Origin of the sequence: Streptomyces sp. NBC_00483, from assembly GCF_036013745.1 — a bacterium.
GTDB lineage: Bacteria > Actinomycetota > Actinomycetes > Streptomycetales > Streptomycetaceae > Streptomyces.
In genome coordinates, this window is sequence record NZ_CP107880.1 from 8,576,880 (window position 1) to 8,593,672 (window position 16,793).

General features: G+C 69.8%; 15 protein-coding genes and 3 pseudogenes. 7 read left to right on the plus strand and 11 right to left on the minus strand.

Annotation, left to right across the window (positions count from 1 at the left end; genetic code table 11):
• Nucleotides 1-44: 44 nt before the first annotated feature.
• Both OHA73_RS38295 and OHA73_RS38300 read right to left on the minus strand, forming a co-directional pair.
• Nucleotides 45-1,262, minus strand: a complete 1,218-nt coding sequence (locus OHA73_RS38295) for a glycosyltransferase (protein ID WP_327657419.1) — start codon at nucleotides 1,260-1,262, stop codon at nucleotides 45-47.
• Between the two features lie 78 nt (nucleotides 1,263-1,340).
• On the minus strand, nucleotides 1,341-2,216 hold the full coding sequence (locus tag OHA73_RS38300) for a glycohydrolase toxin TNT-related protein (protein ID WP_327657420.1): 876 nt from the start codon (nucleotides 2,214-2,216) through the stop codon (nucleotides 1,341-1,343).
• A gap of 80 nt (nucleotides 2,217-2,296) precedes the next feature.
• Here OHA73_RS38300 and OHA73_RS38305 point away from each other — a divergent pair, with 80 nt between their 5' ends.
• The 4 genes and pseudogenes from OHA73_RS38305 to OHA73_RS38320 all read left to right on the plus strand — a co-directional run bounded on the left by OHA73_RS38305 (nucleotide 2,297) and on the right by OHA73_RS38320 (nucleotide 5,631).
• Nucleotides 2,297-3,049 (plus strand): hypothetical protein, encoded by a 753-nt coding sequence (locus OHA73_RS38305; RefSeq protein WP_327657421.1) that lies wholly within the window; start codon nucleotides 2,297-2,299, stop codon nucleotides 3,047-3,049.
• Nucleotides 2,983-4,368, plus strand: coding sequence for a GDSL-type esterase/lipase family protein (locus tag OHA73_RS38310; protein WP_327657422.1), 1,386 nt, complete (start codon nucleotides 2,983-2,985; stop codon nucleotides 4,366-4,368). The genes OHA73_RS38305 and OHA73_RS38310 overlap by 67 nt, the downstream gene beginning before the upstream one ends.
• Nucleotides 4,369-4,429: 61 nt before the next feature.
• Nucleotides 4,430-4,616: pseudogene (locus OHA73_RS38315) on the plus strand (transposase); the annotation flags it as partial.
• A gap of 226 nt (nucleotides 4,617-4,842) precedes the next feature.
• Nucleotides 4,843-5,631: a bestrophin-like domain gene (locus OHA73_RS38320; protein WP_327657423.1), complete on the plus strand. Its 789-nt coding sequence runs from the start codon at nucleotides 4,843-4,845 to the stop codon at nucleotides 5,629-5,631.
• A 102-nt stretch (nucleotides 5,632-5,733) separates the two neighbouring features.
• On the opposite strand, the pseudogene OHA73_RS38325 reads toward OHA73_RS38320, so the two are convergent.
• The 8 genes and pseudogenes from OHA73_RS38325 to OHA73_RS38360 form a co-directional block, all read right to left on the minus strand.
• Nucleotides 5,734-6,135: pseudogene (locus OHA73_RS38325) on the minus strand (histidine kinase); the annotation flags it as partial.
• Nucleotides 6,136-6,142: 7 nt separating this feature from the next.
• Entirely contained in the window at nucleotides 6,143-6,835 is a 693-nt protein-coding gene (locus OHA73_RS38330; RefSeq protein ID WP_327657424.1) for a response regulator, read from the minus strand.
• Nucleotides 6,836-6,937: 102 nt separating this feature from the next.
• Complete coding sequence (locus OHA73_RS38335; RefSeq protein WP_327658603.1) at nucleotides 6,938-7,588, minus strand: potassium-transporting ATPase subunit C; 651 nt, start codon at nucleotides 7,586-7,588, stop codon at nucleotides 6,938-6,940.
• A gap of 24 nt (nucleotides 7,589-7,612) precedes the next feature.
• Complete coding sequence (gene kdpB, locus OHA73_RS38340; RefSeq protein ID WP_327658604.1) at nucleotides 7,613-9,709, minus strand: potassium-transporting ATPase subunit KdpB; 2,097 nt, start codon at nucleotides 9,707-9,709, stop codon at nucleotides 7,613-7,615.
• Nucleotides 9,710-9,750: 41 nt separating this feature from the next.
• Nucleotides 9,751-11,415, minus strand: a complete 1,665-nt coding sequence (gene kdpA, locus OHA73_RS38345) for a potassium-transporting ATPase subunit KdpA (protein WP_327657425.1) — start codon at nucleotides 11,413-11,415, stop codon at nucleotides 9,751-9,753.
• An 8-nt stretch (nucleotides 11,416-11,423) separates the two neighbouring features.
• Nucleotides 11,424-11,513: a K(+)-transporting ATPase subunit F gene (kdpF, locus tag OHA73_RS38350; RefSeq protein WP_018533641.1), complete on the minus strand. Its 90-nt coding sequence runs from the start codon at nucleotides 11,511-11,513 to the stop codon at nucleotides 11,424-11,426.
• Complete coding sequence (locus tag OHA73_RS38355) at nucleotides 11,510-11,650, minus strand: hypothetical protein (RefSeq protein ID WP_267068147.1); 141 nt, start codon at nucleotides 11,648-11,650, stop codon at nucleotides 11,510-11,512. Before OHA73_RS38355 ends, kdpF begins: the two co-directional genes overlap by 4 nt.
• A 131-nt stretch (nucleotides 11,651-11,781) precedes the next feature.
• Nucleotides 11,782-13,626, minus strand: a complete 1,845-nt coding sequence (locus OHA73_RS38360; RefSeq protein ID WP_327657426.1) for an APC family permease — start codon at nucleotides 13,624-13,626, stop codon at nucleotides 11,782-11,784.
• A 300-nt stretch (nucleotides 13,627-13,926) separates the two neighbouring features.
• Here OHA73_RS38360 and OHA73_RS38365 point away from each other — a divergent pair, with 300 nt between their 5' ends.
• Both OHA73_RS38365 and OHA73_RS38370 read left to right on the plus strand, forming a co-directional pair.
• Nucleotides 13,927-14,490 (plus strand): hypothetical protein, encoded by a 564-nt coding sequence (locus OHA73_RS38365; RefSeq protein ID WP_327657427.1) that lies wholly within the window; start codon nucleotides 13,927-13,929, stop codon nucleotides 14,488-14,490.
• Nucleotides 14,491-14,644: 154 nt separating this feature from the next.
• Nucleotides 14,645-14,862, plus strand: a pseudogene (locus OHA73_RS38370) (diaminopimelate decarboxylase); the annotation flags it as partial.
• Between the two features lie 209 nt (nucleotides 14,863-15,071).
• Here the strand turns inward: OHA73_RS38370 and OHA73_RS38375 are convergent.
• Nucleotides 15,072-15,332, minus strand: a complete 261-nt coding sequence (locus OHA73_RS38375; RefSeq protein ID WP_327657428.1) for a hypothetical protein — start codon at nucleotides 15,330-15,332, stop codon at nucleotides 15,072-15,074.
• 109 nt (nucleotides 15,333-15,441) lie between these two features.
• Between OHA73_RS38375 and OHA73_RS38380 the strand changes: the two genes are divergently transcribed.
• On the plus strand, nucleotides 15,442-16,056 hold the full coding sequence (locus OHA73_RS38380; protein WP_327657429.1) for a TetR/AcrR family transcriptional regulator: 615 nt from the start codon (nucleotides 15,442-15,444) through the stop codon (nucleotides 16,054-16,056).
• Nucleotides 16,057-16,793 lie beyond the last annotated feature (737 nt).

A 16,793-nucleotide genomic window follows, 5' to 3' on the forward strand; every position in this document is an offset into this window, starting at 1 on the left:
CTCCGTTACGGTTCAGGCTGCGTGGCGGCGCCCGGAGGCGGGCCTCACAGCACACGGGTGAAGCGGTCGGCAATGTCGGTCAGACGGAAGGTGCGCCGGGCCCAGATGCGCCCCGCGGCACCGTGACGCGCACGGCGCCGCGGGTCGGTGAGCAACCGCACCGCGGCGGCGCAGAAGGCGGTGGCGTCCCGCGGGTCCGTCACCTCACCGCCCCCGGACTCCGCCACCACACGCGCCGTCTCGGTGCCGGGCGGGGCGGCCGTCAGCACGCAGCGGCCCGCGGCCAGGCAGGACAGCAGTTTCGACGGTGCCGAGACATCGGCCGCCTCGTGGGCCAGCGTCACCAGCAGGACGTCGGCGGCCGCCAGCATCGCCGGTACTTCGTCGTACGGGCGCAGGTCGAGCAGGGTCAGGCGCGTCAGGCGGCGTTCGGACCGCCACCGTTCGAGCAGTTCGCGTCCGGCGCCCTGGCTGACCACGACCACTTGCCCGAGGCCGGCCCGACCGCAGGCCGCGGCGAGGTGCGCGAGCAACCCGGGGGCGTGCCGCTCGTCCAGCGTGCCCGCGTACAACAGCACGGGATCGCCGGCCCGGCGGAAGGCGGCGACCGGCGGCCATGGTGCGGCGCCGGGCGGCACGTATTCCGCGGGCAGGGGAGCCCAGTTGGGCTCGACGGTGATCCGCTCGGGTGCCACTCCGAGCGCGCGGGCCGCCCGCGCGAAACCGTCCGTCACGGCGACGACGTGATCGCTGCCGCGCAGCGTGTGCGCCTCCCACGCGGCCTCGCACCGCCCGGACGAGGCGGCCGCGGAGTACACGTCCTGAAGCCAGTACACGTACCGCCATCCCTGCGCCCGGGCGACGCGCAGCAGTTCGCCCTGCACCCGGGGCGGCGCGTTTCCGGTGAGGAGCGTCGCGGGCGCCACGGCACCGGCTGCCCGCGCCTCGTGCACGGCGGCCAGAGCGGCCTGCCGCACCGCCCGGGCGTAGCGCACCGTCGTGTTCCCGGCCGGTCGTACGGCCCGACCGTTCCCGTGGCCCGTACTGTCCGCGCCTCCTGCGACAGCGCGCACGACGGCGTCCGCAGTGGTGCGGTGCAGATCGCCCCGGGGCCCGATCAGGTCCGCCCGGTAGAGGTGCGTCACCCGGCGCCCCCGCCGGGCCAGTTCGTTGCTCAGGCCGATCTGGAAGGGGTGTCCGAGGTAGTCGTGGACGATGAGCGTGCCTTCGTCCGCGCCTGTGTCATCGTGTGACTCAAACACATGGTCAGGCTATGTGCGCAGGTCAGGTACAGCGACTTGACCGCGGGCAGCTCGAACCGGCGTCCCCGTGCGGTGCGCTCACCCGCCGGACGCATCCACGAGGCGCAGATAGCCCGCCGCGACCAGCCAGGCCACCGTCAGGCGCTCGGGGGCATCGTTCAGCAGCTCCTGCTTCAGCTTGTACTGGATGCCGTAGCCGGATTGGGCGAACGCGGGGGCCGTCGGGCCGGCCAGTACGGAAAAGTCCCTCAACACCTCGTAGCGGTGGTAGTTCCAGGGGCGCTCGCCCTCGGCGTGGCGCAGAGTCTCCGGGGGGATCGCCCTGGCGGCGACAGGCGTGCCCACGGGGGCCAGGTAGGTGCCGTGCTCGCGGCCGTAGCGGTCGACCGTTTCGCGATGCAGCAGGACGGAGGGGAAGGCCACCGGCGCCCCGTCGGCCGTTCGCGCGAACCCGTCGGCCTCCGGGTACCGCCAGCCGCCGGACGGATTCCAGAAGGTCTGCAGGAACGACTGGACGGTGCCGGTCCCACAGGGCTGATAGCCGCTGAAGTCCGCCGCGGCGGCACCGCCGCTGGGCAGGGGCACCTCCACCAGTTCGGCGGGTCTCCGGGGGTGGGCGGGGACCGCGGGCGCTCCGTGTGCGTCCGCCGCCGTGGCGGGCTCCGCACCCCCGCCCGGTTGTACGCCGGTCTGCCCGGCCGATGAGTGCTCGTACGCCTCGTACTCGGCGAAGGTGATCTGGTTGTCGTCGTCGGTGTCCATGGCGGCCTGCATGGACCGCCACAGTGCGCGGAAACCGGTGCGCACCCGGAAGAGCCCCGCGCTGCCGATGCCCGGATCGGCTTGCGCGAGGGTGAGCAGCCGGTGTTCGAAGTCGTGCCAGGTGACAACCCCGTCGCCGTCCGCGTCCAGCAGCGCGAAACGAAGTGCGGTGTCCCTGTTGTCACGCGCCACGTCGCTGAAGTCCTCTCATCCGCCGATCGCGGCCCGAGGGCCGGGCGACACGTCGGTCACGGACAGTCGTTCACGAAAGCTTGTCCCACAAGGAGCCCGCAGGCGAGCCGCGGCCTCCGCGCCCGGAGCCCGACCCGGACGGCGCCGACCTCTACGACGTACGGGTACGCGACCCCGCCCTGCCCGGCGCCCGGATCCGCTGCCCCGGCGGCCGGGACCGGGTGCGGCTGCTGACAGGGCTGCACTCGGTGCGGTGCACGGCGACCGGGGCGGCACGGCCCGGCACCTGGATCGGGAAGGCCGACGCCACCGGCCGGCAGGCGTATTTGCGGGCCACGGCGCGGGCGTCGGCGCGGTCCGGGTACGCCGGGGTGGGCGCCGCGCTGGCGCTCGCCGAGACGGTGCGGGTGGCGGGGCCGGGCCGGGTGCTCGTCCGTTACGCCGTGACCAACACCGGCAACCGGCCCGTCCACGACGTCCGGCTCACCGACCCCGCGCTCACCGCGGCCACGGACCGGATCGACTGCGTGGCAGGGCGGCCCGTCGTGGCGCGGCTCGCTCCGCGCGAAAGTGCTTGGACACGCCAGGTCAGGAAGCGTGCGGGCGGCTCCGCGTCGTCCATTGCCTGTTGGCTGGCCGGGAGCCGACGTCACCGTCCCGCCGGGGCCCGGTCGTGTCGCCCGGCTGCCCCGGTCCGGTGGTGGGACATACCGCGCGCGGTGATGCTCGCGCTATGCCAGTTCGTTCCGGGTCGAGGGGGTCGCTCATGCCGCGGCTGGGCGCTGCCCTGGTGCACCACGCGTGGGCCTTCGCGGAGCGGTACGGGCGGGTGACGGCGCAGCGTCCGGGCCGCCACCGGTTCGCGCGGCTCGGCGACGGTGCATGCCTCGCCTTTCCGCCCGGGGCGGTCTTCGGCGAGCAGGTCATCGCCATCGGGGACGCCACTCTGGTGGGTCCGTACGTGAGCCTGTCGGCGGGCTACCCGTTCCAGCCCGTGCAGGCCCCGGGGCTCGTGGTGCGGATCGGCGCGCGCTGTCTGGTCGGCCGGGGCAGCCACATCGTCGGCCACCACCGGGTGGAGATCGGCGACGACGTGTACATCGCCCCGTACGCCTACATCACCGACCAGAACCACGGTTACGCCGACCCGGACCTGCCCATCGGCATCCAGCCGCCCGTGAACGCCCCGGTCGTCATCGGCGACGGCTGCTGGCTCGGCGCGGGCGTGACCGTGCTGCCCGGCACCCGTCTCGGCCGGGGCGTCACGGTCGCCGCGGGCGCCGTCGTGCGCGGCACCTTCCCCGACCGGTGCGTGATCGCGGGCGTCCCGGCGCGGATGGTGCGCATGCACGTACCGGGCGAGGGTTGGCAGAAGCCTCACCAGCAGCCATATAAGGAGGAACGCATGAAAAAGCCGCCCGAGGGTGACATCCCCATCATGGTCGTCGGTGATTCGATCAGTCACGGCAGCAGCGGCGACTGGACCTGGCGCTACTTCTTCTGGAAGCACCTGAAGAACGCGGGCCTGAGCATCGACCTGGTCGGCCCGAAGGACACCCTCGACAACATCCGCACGGAGGAGGTCGGCGACGACGACGCGACGTACGCGGACCCCGGCTTCGACCGCGACCACGACGCGCAGTGGGGCCGCCCGTACGTACAAGAGAAGGAGGTCATCGAGGAGAAGGTCGCCGAGCACGAACCGGAGTACCTGCTCGTACTCCTCGGCATCAATGATCTCTTCTGGTACGGGGTGACGCCCTCCCAATTCGCCGCGAATCTACGGGAGTTCCTGACCAATGCCCGGCGCGCGGCCCCTGACGTACGGATCGTGATCGGCACCGTACTGGAGACGCAGAAGGCCCTGGACGACACCGGGTTCGCGGAGCTCGTGGCGGAGACGAACGAGCAACTGCGTTCTGTGGCAGCCGAGATGGACGTGCCGGTCGCCGAGACGGCGGCCGAGTTCCGCGCCCTCGAGCACACCTGGGACGGCACGCATCCCAACCCCAACGGCGAGGTGCGCATCGCGGCCGCGTTCGCCGACCGGCTCGCCGAGTCGTACGGGCTGGGCGCGCCGTACCCGCGTCCCTATCCGGTCCTCGACGTGGTCGACCCGGTGGCGAAGGCCCCGATCGACGGCGCCGACTGAGTCACGGATGAGCCCGACACCTCCCGTTCGCCCTGGGCGGAGCGGGTACGGCCAGGGGGGGGGCACGGCCGTCGTGCGGGGCCTGATGCTGGATGGACGCCGGAGTCGGTCCAGGCGATGGCGTCGCGGCTGCCGGACGGCAGCGAGCAGAATCTGCAGCAGTCCGTGAACCGGTCCACCGGGCCCCGCTGCCGGTGCGGCGGCGTATCGCTGAGCGGATGACCGCGCGGATCAGCCCTGAGGCGTGGGACGACGGCGCCGAGCGGCATCGGGCACCGTGAGAAATGGCGGGCTCGCCCTGAGCATGCCGGGCGGGGAGTGCGCCCGGCGCGTGGAGCCGGACGCGTTCGGTTTCCCGTGAGGTGGGACGGCGATCCGCGGGGCGGAGGTGCGGCGGATGGGCGCTGGTCCGTATGGATGATCGTCAGGCCTGGTCGCCGGGCTGGTGCGGGCATTCCGGCAACACTCGTGATCATGGAACTCTGGCTGCTCAACCACCTGAACACCTTCGGTCTGGCCCTTCTCCTCGTCGGCGGTCTCGTCGCGTTCGCCCTCCTCGGCGCAGTCCATGTGCGTCGCAGATTCCCTCGGTCGGTGAACGGTGAGCAGAACGAGATGGTCGGTGTGCTGCTCGGGATGTACGGGGCGATCTACGGGATCTTCCTCGCGTTCGTGGTGGTCGCGGAGTGGGAGGGGCTCGGGGTGGCCGAGCAGGTCGTTGCCTCGGAGTCCGCCAACGCCGCCTCGATCGTCCGTGACGTGGCGGTCTTCCCCGAGAAGGACGAGCGGCACGTGGTGGACGCGGTCGGTCTCTACGTGCACGCGGTGGTGGACGACCAGTGGCCGAAGATGCGGCGCGGAGTTCCGGACAGCGCAGCCACCGAGCACGCGATGAGCTCCCTGTTCCACGCCCTGCAGTCGTACGAGCCGAAGACCGAGAGCCAGAAGGCTTACTACGAGACGGCTGCCGGGCATGTGAACGCCATGTCGGCCGACCGGCGCAGTCGACTGGCCATCGCGAGGTCCGGACTGCCGACGCTGCTGAAGATCCTCGTTTACGGCGGCGCGATCGTGATGATCCCGCTGACTCTTCTCCTCGGCATCCGTGACCGCAGGGCCCAACTGATGTTCGTGGGCTGCTCCACGGCGCTGATCGGATTGGCGCTGCTGCTCGCGGTGACCCTGGACCGGCCGTTCGCGGGCGAGCTGTCGGTGTCACCCGACCCGTACCAGACGGGGGTGCTCGCACAGTTTTGGGAGTAGGGCCGGCGCAGGGCGTGGTGACGCCTGCGCCGGCGTGATCACCGACGTCGATGGGTCGGTGGTCACACGCCCGTCTTGCTTCCCTCCTCGAAGTCCACCGGGATCTCCTTGCCGCGCATGTCGTCCAGGGTGAGCAGCTGGGCGGGCGGGGCCCGTGATCGACTCGACAACGTCGCCCAACGACTCCAGGTGCTGGATGTTGACCGTGGAGACGACATCGATGTGCGGCAGCTCGTCGACCATGGCGACGGCCGGGTGGCGGGCGATGACCGCGTCCACGTCCATCTCGGTGAACTGCGTTCCGCGGTACCCCAGTTGCTGCCGCTCGACCTGTTCGAGGCCGTGCAGCGTCACCTCGGTCCGCGGCCGGTCGTGGTGCTCGACGAAGGCCACCACGCAGTCGGTGCCGCGCTCGACGCGGCGGTGTGCCTCGGAGAGCATGGCGTACGTCTTGCCGACGCCCGGTGCGGAACCGAGGTGGATCCTGAGCTTGCCGCGCGCCATCAGCCTGTCAGTTCCCTGGATTCTCGAATCGGTAGCCCATGCCGGGCTCGGTGATCAGATAGCGCGGATGGGAGGGGTCCACTTCGAGCTTGCGCCGCAACTGGGCCATATAGACCCGGAGATAGTTCGTCTTGCTGCTCTGCGAGACTCCCCAGACCTCCTGGAGCAGCTGTTTCTGGGTGACCAGGCGGCCGGGGTTGCAGACGAGGATCTCCAGCAGATGCCATTCGGTGGGCGTCAGGCGTACGTCGTGGCCGTCCCGCTTCGTCTTCTTCGCGACGAGGTCGACCGTGAAGTCGGCCGTCTGCACGACGACGGTGTCGGGGGCTACGGGCGTGGTCTCGGTGCGGCGCACCGCGGCCCGCAGCCGGGCCAGCAACTCGTCCATGCTGAACGGCTTGGTGACGTAGTCGTCGGCGCCCGCGTCGAGGGCGGCGACCTTCTCCTCGGAGGCGCGGCGGGCCGAGAGCACCATGATCGGTACGCGGGTCCAGGCGCGCAGCCCCTTGATGACGTCGACGCCGTCCATGTCGGGCAGTCCAAGATCGAGGACGACCACGTCCGGCCGGCGGGCGGCGGCCACGCGGAGCGCGGTGGCTCCGTCGGGTGCCGCGTCGACGCCGAACTTGCGCGCCTGCAAATTGATCACGAGGGCCCGCACGAGCTGCGGATCGTCCTCGACCACCAGTATCCGCGTCAACGGCTCGTGCCTTCCTGTGCATGCAACTGTCACGGCGGCGGGAGTCGGCGGTCCGGGGGCGCTGCCCCGTCCGCCGACTCCCGCCGTGTCCGGTTGACCCCATCAGCTCTTCGACGTCAACTGCTTCAGTGCGACGTTGAGTTCGAGGACGTTGACCCGCGGCTCGCCCATGAAGCCGAGGGCCCGGCCGTCCTTGTGCGCGTCGACGAGCTTCTGGACCCGCGCGACGGAGAGGTGGTTTCGCTCCGCGATCCGGTGGACCTGGAGGTCGGCGTATTCGGGGGAGATGGCCGGGTCGAGGCCCGAGCCGGAGGAGGCGACGGCGTCGGCCGGGATGTCGGAGGCCTTCACCTTGTGCGTCGTCGTGGAGTTGTCCTTGATGACGGCGGCCTTGGCGGACTCGACCTGCTTGATCAGCTCCTTGTTGTCACCGGAGAGGTTGGTGGCGCCGGAGAGGATCAGCTTGTGCTGGGTGTTGACGCTGTTCTCGCCGAGACCGTTGGAGGGCCGCGGCTGGAACCACGCGAGGTCCGGCTTGCCGTCCTTGGTGAGGTAGGTCTGGCCTATGAGGGAGGAGCCGACGACCTTGCCCTCGGAGGTGATCTCGGATCCGTTGGCCTTGCCGTGGAAGGCCACCTGCGCGACGCCGGTGACCGCGAGCGGGTAGAGCACGCCGCACACCACGGTCAGGACGATCAGGGCGCGCAGCCCCGCCCACAGCAACCGGACCGTGTTTCCTAGGGAGTTGTTCATGACGATCGACACGCTTTCTGAAGGTCACAGCCCGGGGATGAGGGAGATGAGGAGGTCGATGATTTTGATGCCGATGAAGGGGGCGACGAGGCCGCCCAGGCCGTAGATCCCGAGGTTGCGGCGGAGCAGCCTGTCCGCGCTCACCGGCCGGTACTGGACGCCCTTGAGGGCGAGGGGGACCAGCGCGATGATGATGATCGCGTTGAAGATGACCGCGGAGAGGATCGCGGAGTCGGGGCTGGACAGGCCCATGATGTTGAGCTTGTCGAGGCCGGGGTAGACCGCCGCGAACAGCGCCGGGATGATCGCGAAGTACTTCGCGACGTCGTTGGCGATCGAGAAGGTCGTCAACGCGCCCCGGGTGATGAGGAGTTGCTTGCCGATCTCGACGATCTCGATGAGCTTGGTCGGGTTCGAGTCGAGGTCGACCATGTTGCCGGCCTCCTTCGCGGCCGATGTACCGGTGTTCATCGCGACACCCACATCCGCCTGCGCGAGGGCGGGCGCGTCGTTGGTGCCGTCGCCGGTCATCGCGACGAGCTTGCCGCCCGCCTGCTCCCGCTTGATGAGGGCCATCTTGTCCTCGGGCGTGGCCTCCGCGAGGAAGTCGTCGACGCCTGCCTCCTCGGCGATCGCCTTGGCGGTCAGCGGGTTGTCACCTGTGATCATCACGGTCTTGATGCCCATGCGGCGCAGCTCGGTGAACCGCTCGCGCATGCCGTCCTTGACGACGTCCTTGAGGCGGATGGCACCGAGGACGCGGGCACCCTCGGTGTCCTCGGCCGCGACGAGCAGCGGCGTGCCGCCCGCCTCGGAGATCCGGTCGGTCAACTCGCGCGCGTCCGGGGCCACTTCACCGCCCTGCTCCTTGACCCAGGTGATGACCGAACCGGCCGCCCCCTTGCGGATCTTGCGCCCGTCGACGTCCACACCCGACATGCGTGTCTGGGCGGTGAACTCGATCCACTCGGCGCCCGTCAGTTCGCCCTGGTGGCGCTCGCGCAGCCCGTACTTCTCCTTGGCGAGGACCACGATCGAGCGGCCCTCGGGTGTCTCGTCGGACAGTGACGAGAGCTGCGCGGCGTCGGCGAGCTCGGCCTCCGTGGTGCCGCGCACCGGCACGAACTCGGCGGCCTGGCGGTTGCCGAGGGTGATGGTGCCGGTCTTGTCGAGCAGCAGCGTGGACACGTCGCCCGCGGCCTCAACTGCCCTTCCGGACATGGCGAGTACGTTGCGCTGCACGAGCCGGTCCATGCCCGCGATGCCGATCGCGGAGAGCAGCGCGCCGATGGTGGTCGGGATCAGACACACCAACAGGGCCACCAGGACGACCATGCTGAGGTGTTTGCCCGCGTAGTTCGCGAACGGCGGCAGTGTGGCCACCGCGAGCAGGAAGACGATGGTGAGGGACGCGAGCAGGATGTTGAGGGCGATCTCGTTGGGCGTCTTCTGCCGGGCGGCGCCCTCGACCAGGTTGATCATGCGGTCGATGAACGTCTCGCCGGGCTTCGTCGTGATCTTTATGACGATGCGGTCGGAGAGCACCTTCGTACCGCCGGTGACCGCGCACCGGTCGCCGCCGGACTCGCGGATGACGGGGGCGGATTCGCCGGTGATGGCGGATTCGTCGACGGAGGCCACGCCCTCGACGACGTCACCGTCGCCGGGAATGATGTCACCGGCCTCGCAGACGACGAGGTCACCGATCGTCAGCTGGGTGCCGGCGACCTGCTCCTCGCGCTCCCCCACCAGACGCCGCGCCACGGTGTCGGTCTTCGCCTTGCGCAGTGTGTCGGCCTGCGCCTTGCCGCGGCCCTCGGCGACGGCCTCCGCCAGGTTCGCGAAGATCACCGTCAGCCACAGCCAGGCGCTGATCGCCCAGCCGAACCAGTCCGACGGGTCCTTGAAGGAGAACCCCGTCGTCAGGACCGAGCCGACCAGCACCACGAACATCACGGGCGACTTGACCATGACCCGCGGGTGGAGCTTGCGGCAGGCGTCGGGCAGCGACTTCAGCAGCTGCTTGGGGTCGAACAGGCCCCCGCCGACCTTGCCGCCGCCGGGCTTGTGCCCAGTGGGCACGTCCTGGTGGGGCGCCCTGGTGGGTGTGGCAGTGGACATCGTGTCCTCAAGATTCTCGGAACGTTCGGTACGTACGGTCGTCATGACGCGAGCCCTTCCGCGAGCGGGCCGAGCGCGAGCGCCGGGAAGTACGTCAGACCGGTGATGATCAGGAGCGTGCCCACCAACAGGCCGGTGAACAAAGGCTTGTTGGTACGCAGCGTGCCCGCCGTGGCCGGGATCGGCCGCTGCTCGGCCAGCGAGCCGGCGAGCGCGAGCACGAACACCATCGGCAGGAAGCGGCCGAGCAGCATCGCCAGACCGATCATGGTGTTGAACCAGTTCGTGTCGGCGCTCAGCCCCGCGAAGGCGGAGCCGTTGTTGTTGGCGCCGGACGTGAACGCGTACAGGATCTCGGAGAAGCCGTGCGCGCCGGGATTCAGCATGGAGTTCGGCGGGGTCGGCAGGGCCATCGACAGGGACGTGAAGACGAGGACGAGGGCCGGCGTGATGAGGATGTAGCAGGCCGCGAACTTGATCTCACGGGTGCCGATCTTCTTGCCGAGGTACTCGGGCGTGCGGCCCACCATCAGGCCGGCGATGAACACCGCGATGATCGCCATGATCAGCATGCCGTAGAGGCCGGATCCGGTGCCGCCGGGCGCGATCTCGCCGAGCTGCATGCCCAGCAGGTTGAGGCCGCCGCCGAGACCGGTGTTGGAGGAGTGGAAGGAGTTCACCGCGCCGGTCGAGGTGAGCGTCGTGGCGACCGAGAAGATCGCCGAGCCGCCGATGCCGAAGCGGGTCTCCTTGCCCTCCATCGCGCCGCCCGCCAGGTCGAACGCGGGGCCGTGGTGGGCGAACTCGGTCCACATCATCAGCGCGGTGAAGCCGACCCAGATCGTCGCCATCGTGGCGAGAATCGCGTAGCCCTGCTTGACCGAGCCGACCATCTTGCCGAACGTGCGGGTCAGCGCGAACGGGATGACGAGGATCAGGAAGACCTCGAAGAGGTTCGAGAAGCCGTTGGGGTTCTCGAAGGGGTGGGCCGAGTTGGCGTTGAAGTAGCCGCCACCGTTCGTGCCCAGCTCCTTGATGACCTCCTGGGAGGCGACCGCGCCGCCGTTCCACTGCTGCGAGCCGCCCATGAACTGGCCGACCGAGTGGATGCCGGAGAAGTTCTGGATGGCGCCGCAGGCGACGAGCGCGAGCGCGCCGACGACGGAGATCGGGATCAGGATGCGGACGGTGCCGCGGACCAGGTCGGACCAGAAGTTGCCCAGCTCACCGGTGTGGGAGCGGGCGAAGCCGCGCACGAGCGCGACCGCCACGGCGATCCCCACGGCCGCCGAGACGAAGTTCTGTACCGCGAGGCCGCCGGTCTGTACGACGTGGCCCATGGCCTGTTCGCCGTAGTACGACTGCCAGTTGGTGTTGGCGACGAAGGACGCGGCCGTGTTGAAGGCCTGGTCCGGGTCGATCGACGTGAAGCCGAGCGAGCCGGGCAGCGAGCCCTGGACCCGCTGAAGCAGGTAGAGGAACAGGACGCTCACCGCCGAGAAGGCGAGGACGCCGCGCAGGTAGGCGGTCCAGCGCATCTCGGCATCCGGGTTGGCGCCGATGCCCTTGTAGATCCACTTCTCCACCCGCAGGTGCTTCTCGGAGGAGTAGACCCGGGCCATGTAGTCGCCGAGGGGACGGTAGGCCAGCGCCAGCGCGACGCAGAGGGCGAGGAACTGAAGCACACCGGCAAGTACGGGGCTCATATCTGTACTCAGAACCTCTCCGGGTAGATGAGGGCGAGGACGAGATAGCCCAGCAGGGCGACGGCCACGACGAGGCCGACGATGTTCTCGGCGGTCACAGCTTGGTCACCCCCTTGGCGACGAGTGCCACCAGCGCGAAGACCGCGATCGTGATGACGACGAAGGCCACGTCGGCCATCGTGAGCTCCTGGATGAGGTTCGGAAGGGACAGGAAGTGCCCGGACGGTGGAACCACTGACCGGACGATTAGAGGAAACCCCTGGCAGTGGCCGGTTTCGAGCCCCGTTGACGGCTCCCATACGCCGCCGTGCACGCCCTTGACGCGTCTCATACGTGGACCAGGGCGCGCCGTGATTTACAAGGGATCTACGAGAGCCGGAACCGCAGCCGGCAGATGACGGCATCGGTGTCACGGCGCACCGCGTGCGCGACGACCGCGCCACGCTGGTTCTGCAGGATCCGCTGCCAGGCACGCCCCGGTTCGGCCTCCGGGATGAGGACGGTGACGCGCGTTCCGGGTTCGGCCGCCTCGCGTACGTAGGCGGCGACAGGCTTGCCGAGGGTGCGTCGCTCGGAGGGGATGTGGATCAGGTCGACGCCCGGGTTCCACAGCGCCCAGTCGCGGGTCAGGGCCTCGGTCTGCGCGCGGTCCTCCGGGTCGGTGTGGCAGACGGTGACGGCGCGGACCTCGTCGCCCAGCGAGTTCGCGGCGGTCAGCGCCTCGCTGGTGAGCCGGGAGATGCCGGAGACCGGCACGATGACGAGCGAGCGTGCGTGCGTGGGGCACTCCGGGATCCGGCCGAGGCCGAGGCGCTCGCCGATGCGGTCGTAGGCGCGGTGCACGGCCTGGAACGCGAGGACGAGCAGGGGCAGCGCGATCACGATGAGCCAGGCGCCGTCGTGGAACTTGGTGGCGGTGACGACGATCGCGGAGACCCCCGTGAGCAGCGCCCCGAGCCCGTTGAGGAGCTTCTTTCCGAGCGACCCGGGCACCCCGTGCCAGTGGATGACCATGCCGACCTGGGCGATGGTGAAGCCGACGAAGACACCGATGGCGAAGAGCGGCACGAGTGTGTTGGTGTCACCACCGGAGAAGACCAGCAGGGCGGCGGAGATCCCGGCGAGGGTGAGGACGCCGTGCCGGTGGACCTGGCGGTCGGCCTTGAGGGCGAACACGTGCGGCAGGTAGTTGTCGCGGGCCAGCAGTTTGAGCAGCACGGGGAGTCCACCGAACGACGTGTTCGCGGAGAGGGCCAGCAGGATCATCGTCGCGAACTGCACGACGTAGAAAGCCCAGTTGTGGCCGAGTGAGGCGTCCGCGAGCTGCGCGAGGACCGTGACGCCCTCGACCGGCTGGAGGTGGAAGCGGGAGATGAGCACGCTCAGCCCGATGAGCATCACACCGAGCACCGCGCCGAGCGCCACCTCGGCGTGCTGCGCCCGGCGGGCGCGCGGTGCACGGAACTGCGGCACCGCGTTCGCGATGGCCTCGACGCCGGTCAGTGCCGAGCAGCCGGACGCGAACGCCTTCAGCAGGAGCAGCGCGCCGACGGTGGTGGCGTTGTCGGCGAGGACCGAGGTGTGGCCGGTGGCGGCCGCCGTGGAGACGGGTGCGGAACGGAAGAGTCCCACCGCTATCAGGACGAGGATCGACACGACGAACACGGCTGTCGGCACGATGAACGCGCGGGCCGAGTCGACGATGCCGCGCAGGTTCACCGCGGTGATCAGGACGAGCACGGCCAGGCAGATCGCGAGCCGGTCGCCGTACAGCTCCGGGAACGCGGAGGTCAGGGCGGCCACCCCGGCGGTGACCGCGACGGCGACATTCAGCACGTAGTCAAGGACGAGGGACGCGGCGGCGACGAGGCTCGTCCGTGCCCCGAGGTGCTTCTTCGCCACGGCGTAGGAACCGCCACCATCCGGGAACGCGGCGATGACCTGCCGGTAGGAGGCGACCAGTACGGCAAGGAGCGCGGCGATCGCGAGAGTGACCGGCAGGGTGAAGCCCAGGCCGTGGGCGCCGGCGGCGGCCAGGACCAGGACGATCGCTTCCGGGCCGTACGCGACCGAGGCCATGGCGTCGAGCGAGAGCGCGGCGAGGCCGGTCACCGCGGTGAGCCGGTGCTTTTCGCCGGCGGCGTCGCGCGCGTCCGGCGGTTCCTCCTCGGACGGGGCCGCGCCGTACTCGGCGATCTGGGAAGCGGACATGAGGGTCTCCTTCGGACTGTGCTCGGCGCGGGCGGGGGCGGGCGGCCGCAGTGGGGCCGCGTGTCGCGCCGCGCCTTTCGAGGCCCGCTCAGGTTCTGTCCGGATCCGGCCGAGACCGACCGCTCCTTCCGCGTTCTTCGCGCATCGCAGGGCTTTCCTGACGCGACCTTGATGGGGTTCGTCCCGATGGATGGCTCGGCGTCAAAGGTGTGTCTCGGCGTCAAAGGTGTGTTCTGAGTTCCGTCTCGGGCGCGTCAAGATGCGAGGCACGGCGGGCGAAGGCGACCTACCGTCAGCGGCATGCGACACAGGACCCGGGCCGACCGCGACGACGCAGGTACTCACCCGACGCATTCCGAGCCCGTCTCCCGGGCCGCCGACGTGCACTGGGCGGGCGAGGCCCGCGGTGCGTTCGGATACGCACTCACCCTGTTCGGCCTGCCGCTCCTCATCGACACCTTCTCCGGTCAACTCGACCTGTGGCGCGGTCTGTTGTGGCTGTGCATCGGAACGCTGCTCGGTACCGTGCTGATGCCGCCGCGGGTCAGCGCCACCACCGATCGACTCGTCTCGCGCGGACTGCTGAGGGAGCACTCGGTGCGCACCGACCGCCTGGTGTCGGTGCGCTGCCTGGACGGAGTGGCCAGACGCCTGGTGTTGCGCGACGAGTTCGGTGGCCGTGTCGAGATCGACCCGCAGGTACTGACCGCCAATCCGCCGCTGTGGCGCCTGGTCGACGACGCGGCCCGGGTCTCGGTGGAACAGGGCCTGCTGCTGTGCGGCGAGACAGCGCTGCGCAAGCTGGCCCGACAGGTGGACGCCGAGCTGGCGCGGACGATATTCCGGGTGTCCGACTTCACGTGAGGTCGCTGTGCAGGACGTGAAGTGAGGCCATCGGCAGGCCTGTTGCTCTCATTCCTGGGCGGCCGCCCCTGATCTGCCGCTCGGTGGATGTCCGGATGCCGGCGACGTCGACGACGGTGAACTGCAGTGAGCCGTGCTCGGCGTGATGCCGGTCGAGCCGGCACTCGCGGTCACCACCGGCTTCCCACCGGAGAAGACCGTGATGCACGGCAACGCCAAGAGCCCGAGGACCTCGCCATGGCGCTACAGCTCGGGGTCGGCCGCATCGTCGTGGACAGCGCTTCCGAGATCACGCGACTCGCCGCCCTCGTGCCCGAGGGCTCCCGCCAGCAGGTCATGGTGCGGGTGGTGCCGGGCATCGAGGCGGACGGCCCAGGCCTTGGTGGGGGAGAGCCGCCGGCTACTTGCAACGAACTCTGAACTCCGTTGGGATCGCGCCCAGTTGATCCGGAGCAGTCAGGCATTCCGGGCTCCTGGGCAGGCCGGCCCGTCATCGGATGAAGTCCGATGACCGAGGAGTGTCAACGCGGCGCCGCAACTGGCCTGTCGGCTTCGGCGGCAGATTCGCGGCTCGGGCCCGCTCACGTGCGGGCAGTCGCTCGCCTCCTGGCGTAGTGGGCGCGCGCCGCCATGCCCAGCAGGGCCACGCCCGCGAGGCCGACCAGGAGTGTTGTCCACTCGGGCAGATGGGCCGCCCGCAGGAGGGCGGAGACACCAAAGGTCGTGTCCCATCCGGCCTCCGTGATGGCGGAACCGAAGCCCTGGACGACGAGGATGGCACCGAACAGCCACAGCAGGCCCTTGCTTGAGCTGCTGTTCGGCCTCTTGGGCTGCTTTGTCATGACGAGCTCCCCCTTCTGACGTCGACGCATCGATGTGATGCGTTCGCATCACATCGTGCAGTGCGGCCGGATATGATGCAAGTGCATCGCAACGAGGAAGGGGTGGACCGTGCCCAAGCAGGTCGACTACGAGGACCGGCGCCGACGCATCGCCGAGGCGGTCTGCGCCTTGATCGCATCCTCCGGAATGGAGGCCGTCAGCCTTCGCGACGTCGCCGCCCAGGCCCAGGTGTCCATGGGTGCTGTCCAGCGCTGCTTCCGCACCAAGCAGGACATGCTGCTGTTCGCCCTGGAACACATCACCGAACATGTCAGCGCACGCGCCAACCAGCGCATCGGCGCCACCTCCACGCCCGAGGCCGCTTCGACCCTGCTCTCCCACACCGTGGCCGAACTCGCCCTGCTGGATGAGGAATCGACGACCCTCGCGCACGTCTGGCTGGCCTTCGTCGCCCAGGCCCCAGCCAGCGAGAAACTGAGCGCGGTGCTCCACGAGACCTACGCCAAACTCCACGACCTCGTCGTGTGGCTCATCCGCTACGGCCAGGACACCCAGGAAGTCCGTCAGCACCTCGACCCGGACCTTGAGGCGCGAACGCTCCTCGCCCTGGCCGACGGCCTCACGGTCCACGTCGTGGCGGGCCATCACACCTCGGCTGCGGCGCTGGCCATCCTCCAACACCACATCGTCGGCTTGCTGGAAGCGCCACCCGCCCGCGGCTGACGCCACCACTGGCCAACGGTCCCGTCGGCATCGGACACCAGCTCCCGGGCAAGACGCCATGTGTCCTGATGAACCCAGGCATGACGGCCCTGCTGTTCGAACAGGCCGGCGTGCGCGGCGTCCTGAACGCCGACCCGCAGCAGCCCCGCCCCTGCCGAATATCTCGTCCGCCCTGGCGGGAGCGGGTGTGCCGGGGTTTGGTGGATGACGGCCGCGGCCACTGGAGTCGGCGCTCTCGCGCGGCTGTCGACCACGCGGCGGGATGATCGACGGTGCTGCTGCGACTGACCTGTCTGGGGGCGAACGCGCTCTACTGCGGGCGAGGTTCGCACCGCACTCGCAGAGCGGTCCGGGATGCTCCCGCTCGACTACCTCACGAGCCTGAGCCTGGCCACGCTCCCGGCCTGGCCGCTACCCGACGACGCAGAGGCTCACATCGTCGTCTACCGCCGTAACGGCACCGGCTTCGGACCCCTCTGGGCCGCGATCGGCAGCGGAGATGGCACCGAGGTCGACAGCGCCATCGCCAAGGTCGTCCGCGGGCCGAGCAGGTTCTGGGCCAGGGGTCTGGGCGACTGGGGCCCTTCTGATGGATCTTGCCGGAGTCGCGGGCCCTGGCACGTGCATCTGCGGCGTTGTCGTCGGTTGCCAACTTCCCCAAGCTCTCGGCTTCGCTCGAGCAGAGGAGGCCCCCATTACCCCGCTCGCGGAGCTGAATGGTGCGGCCTCCCGCATCC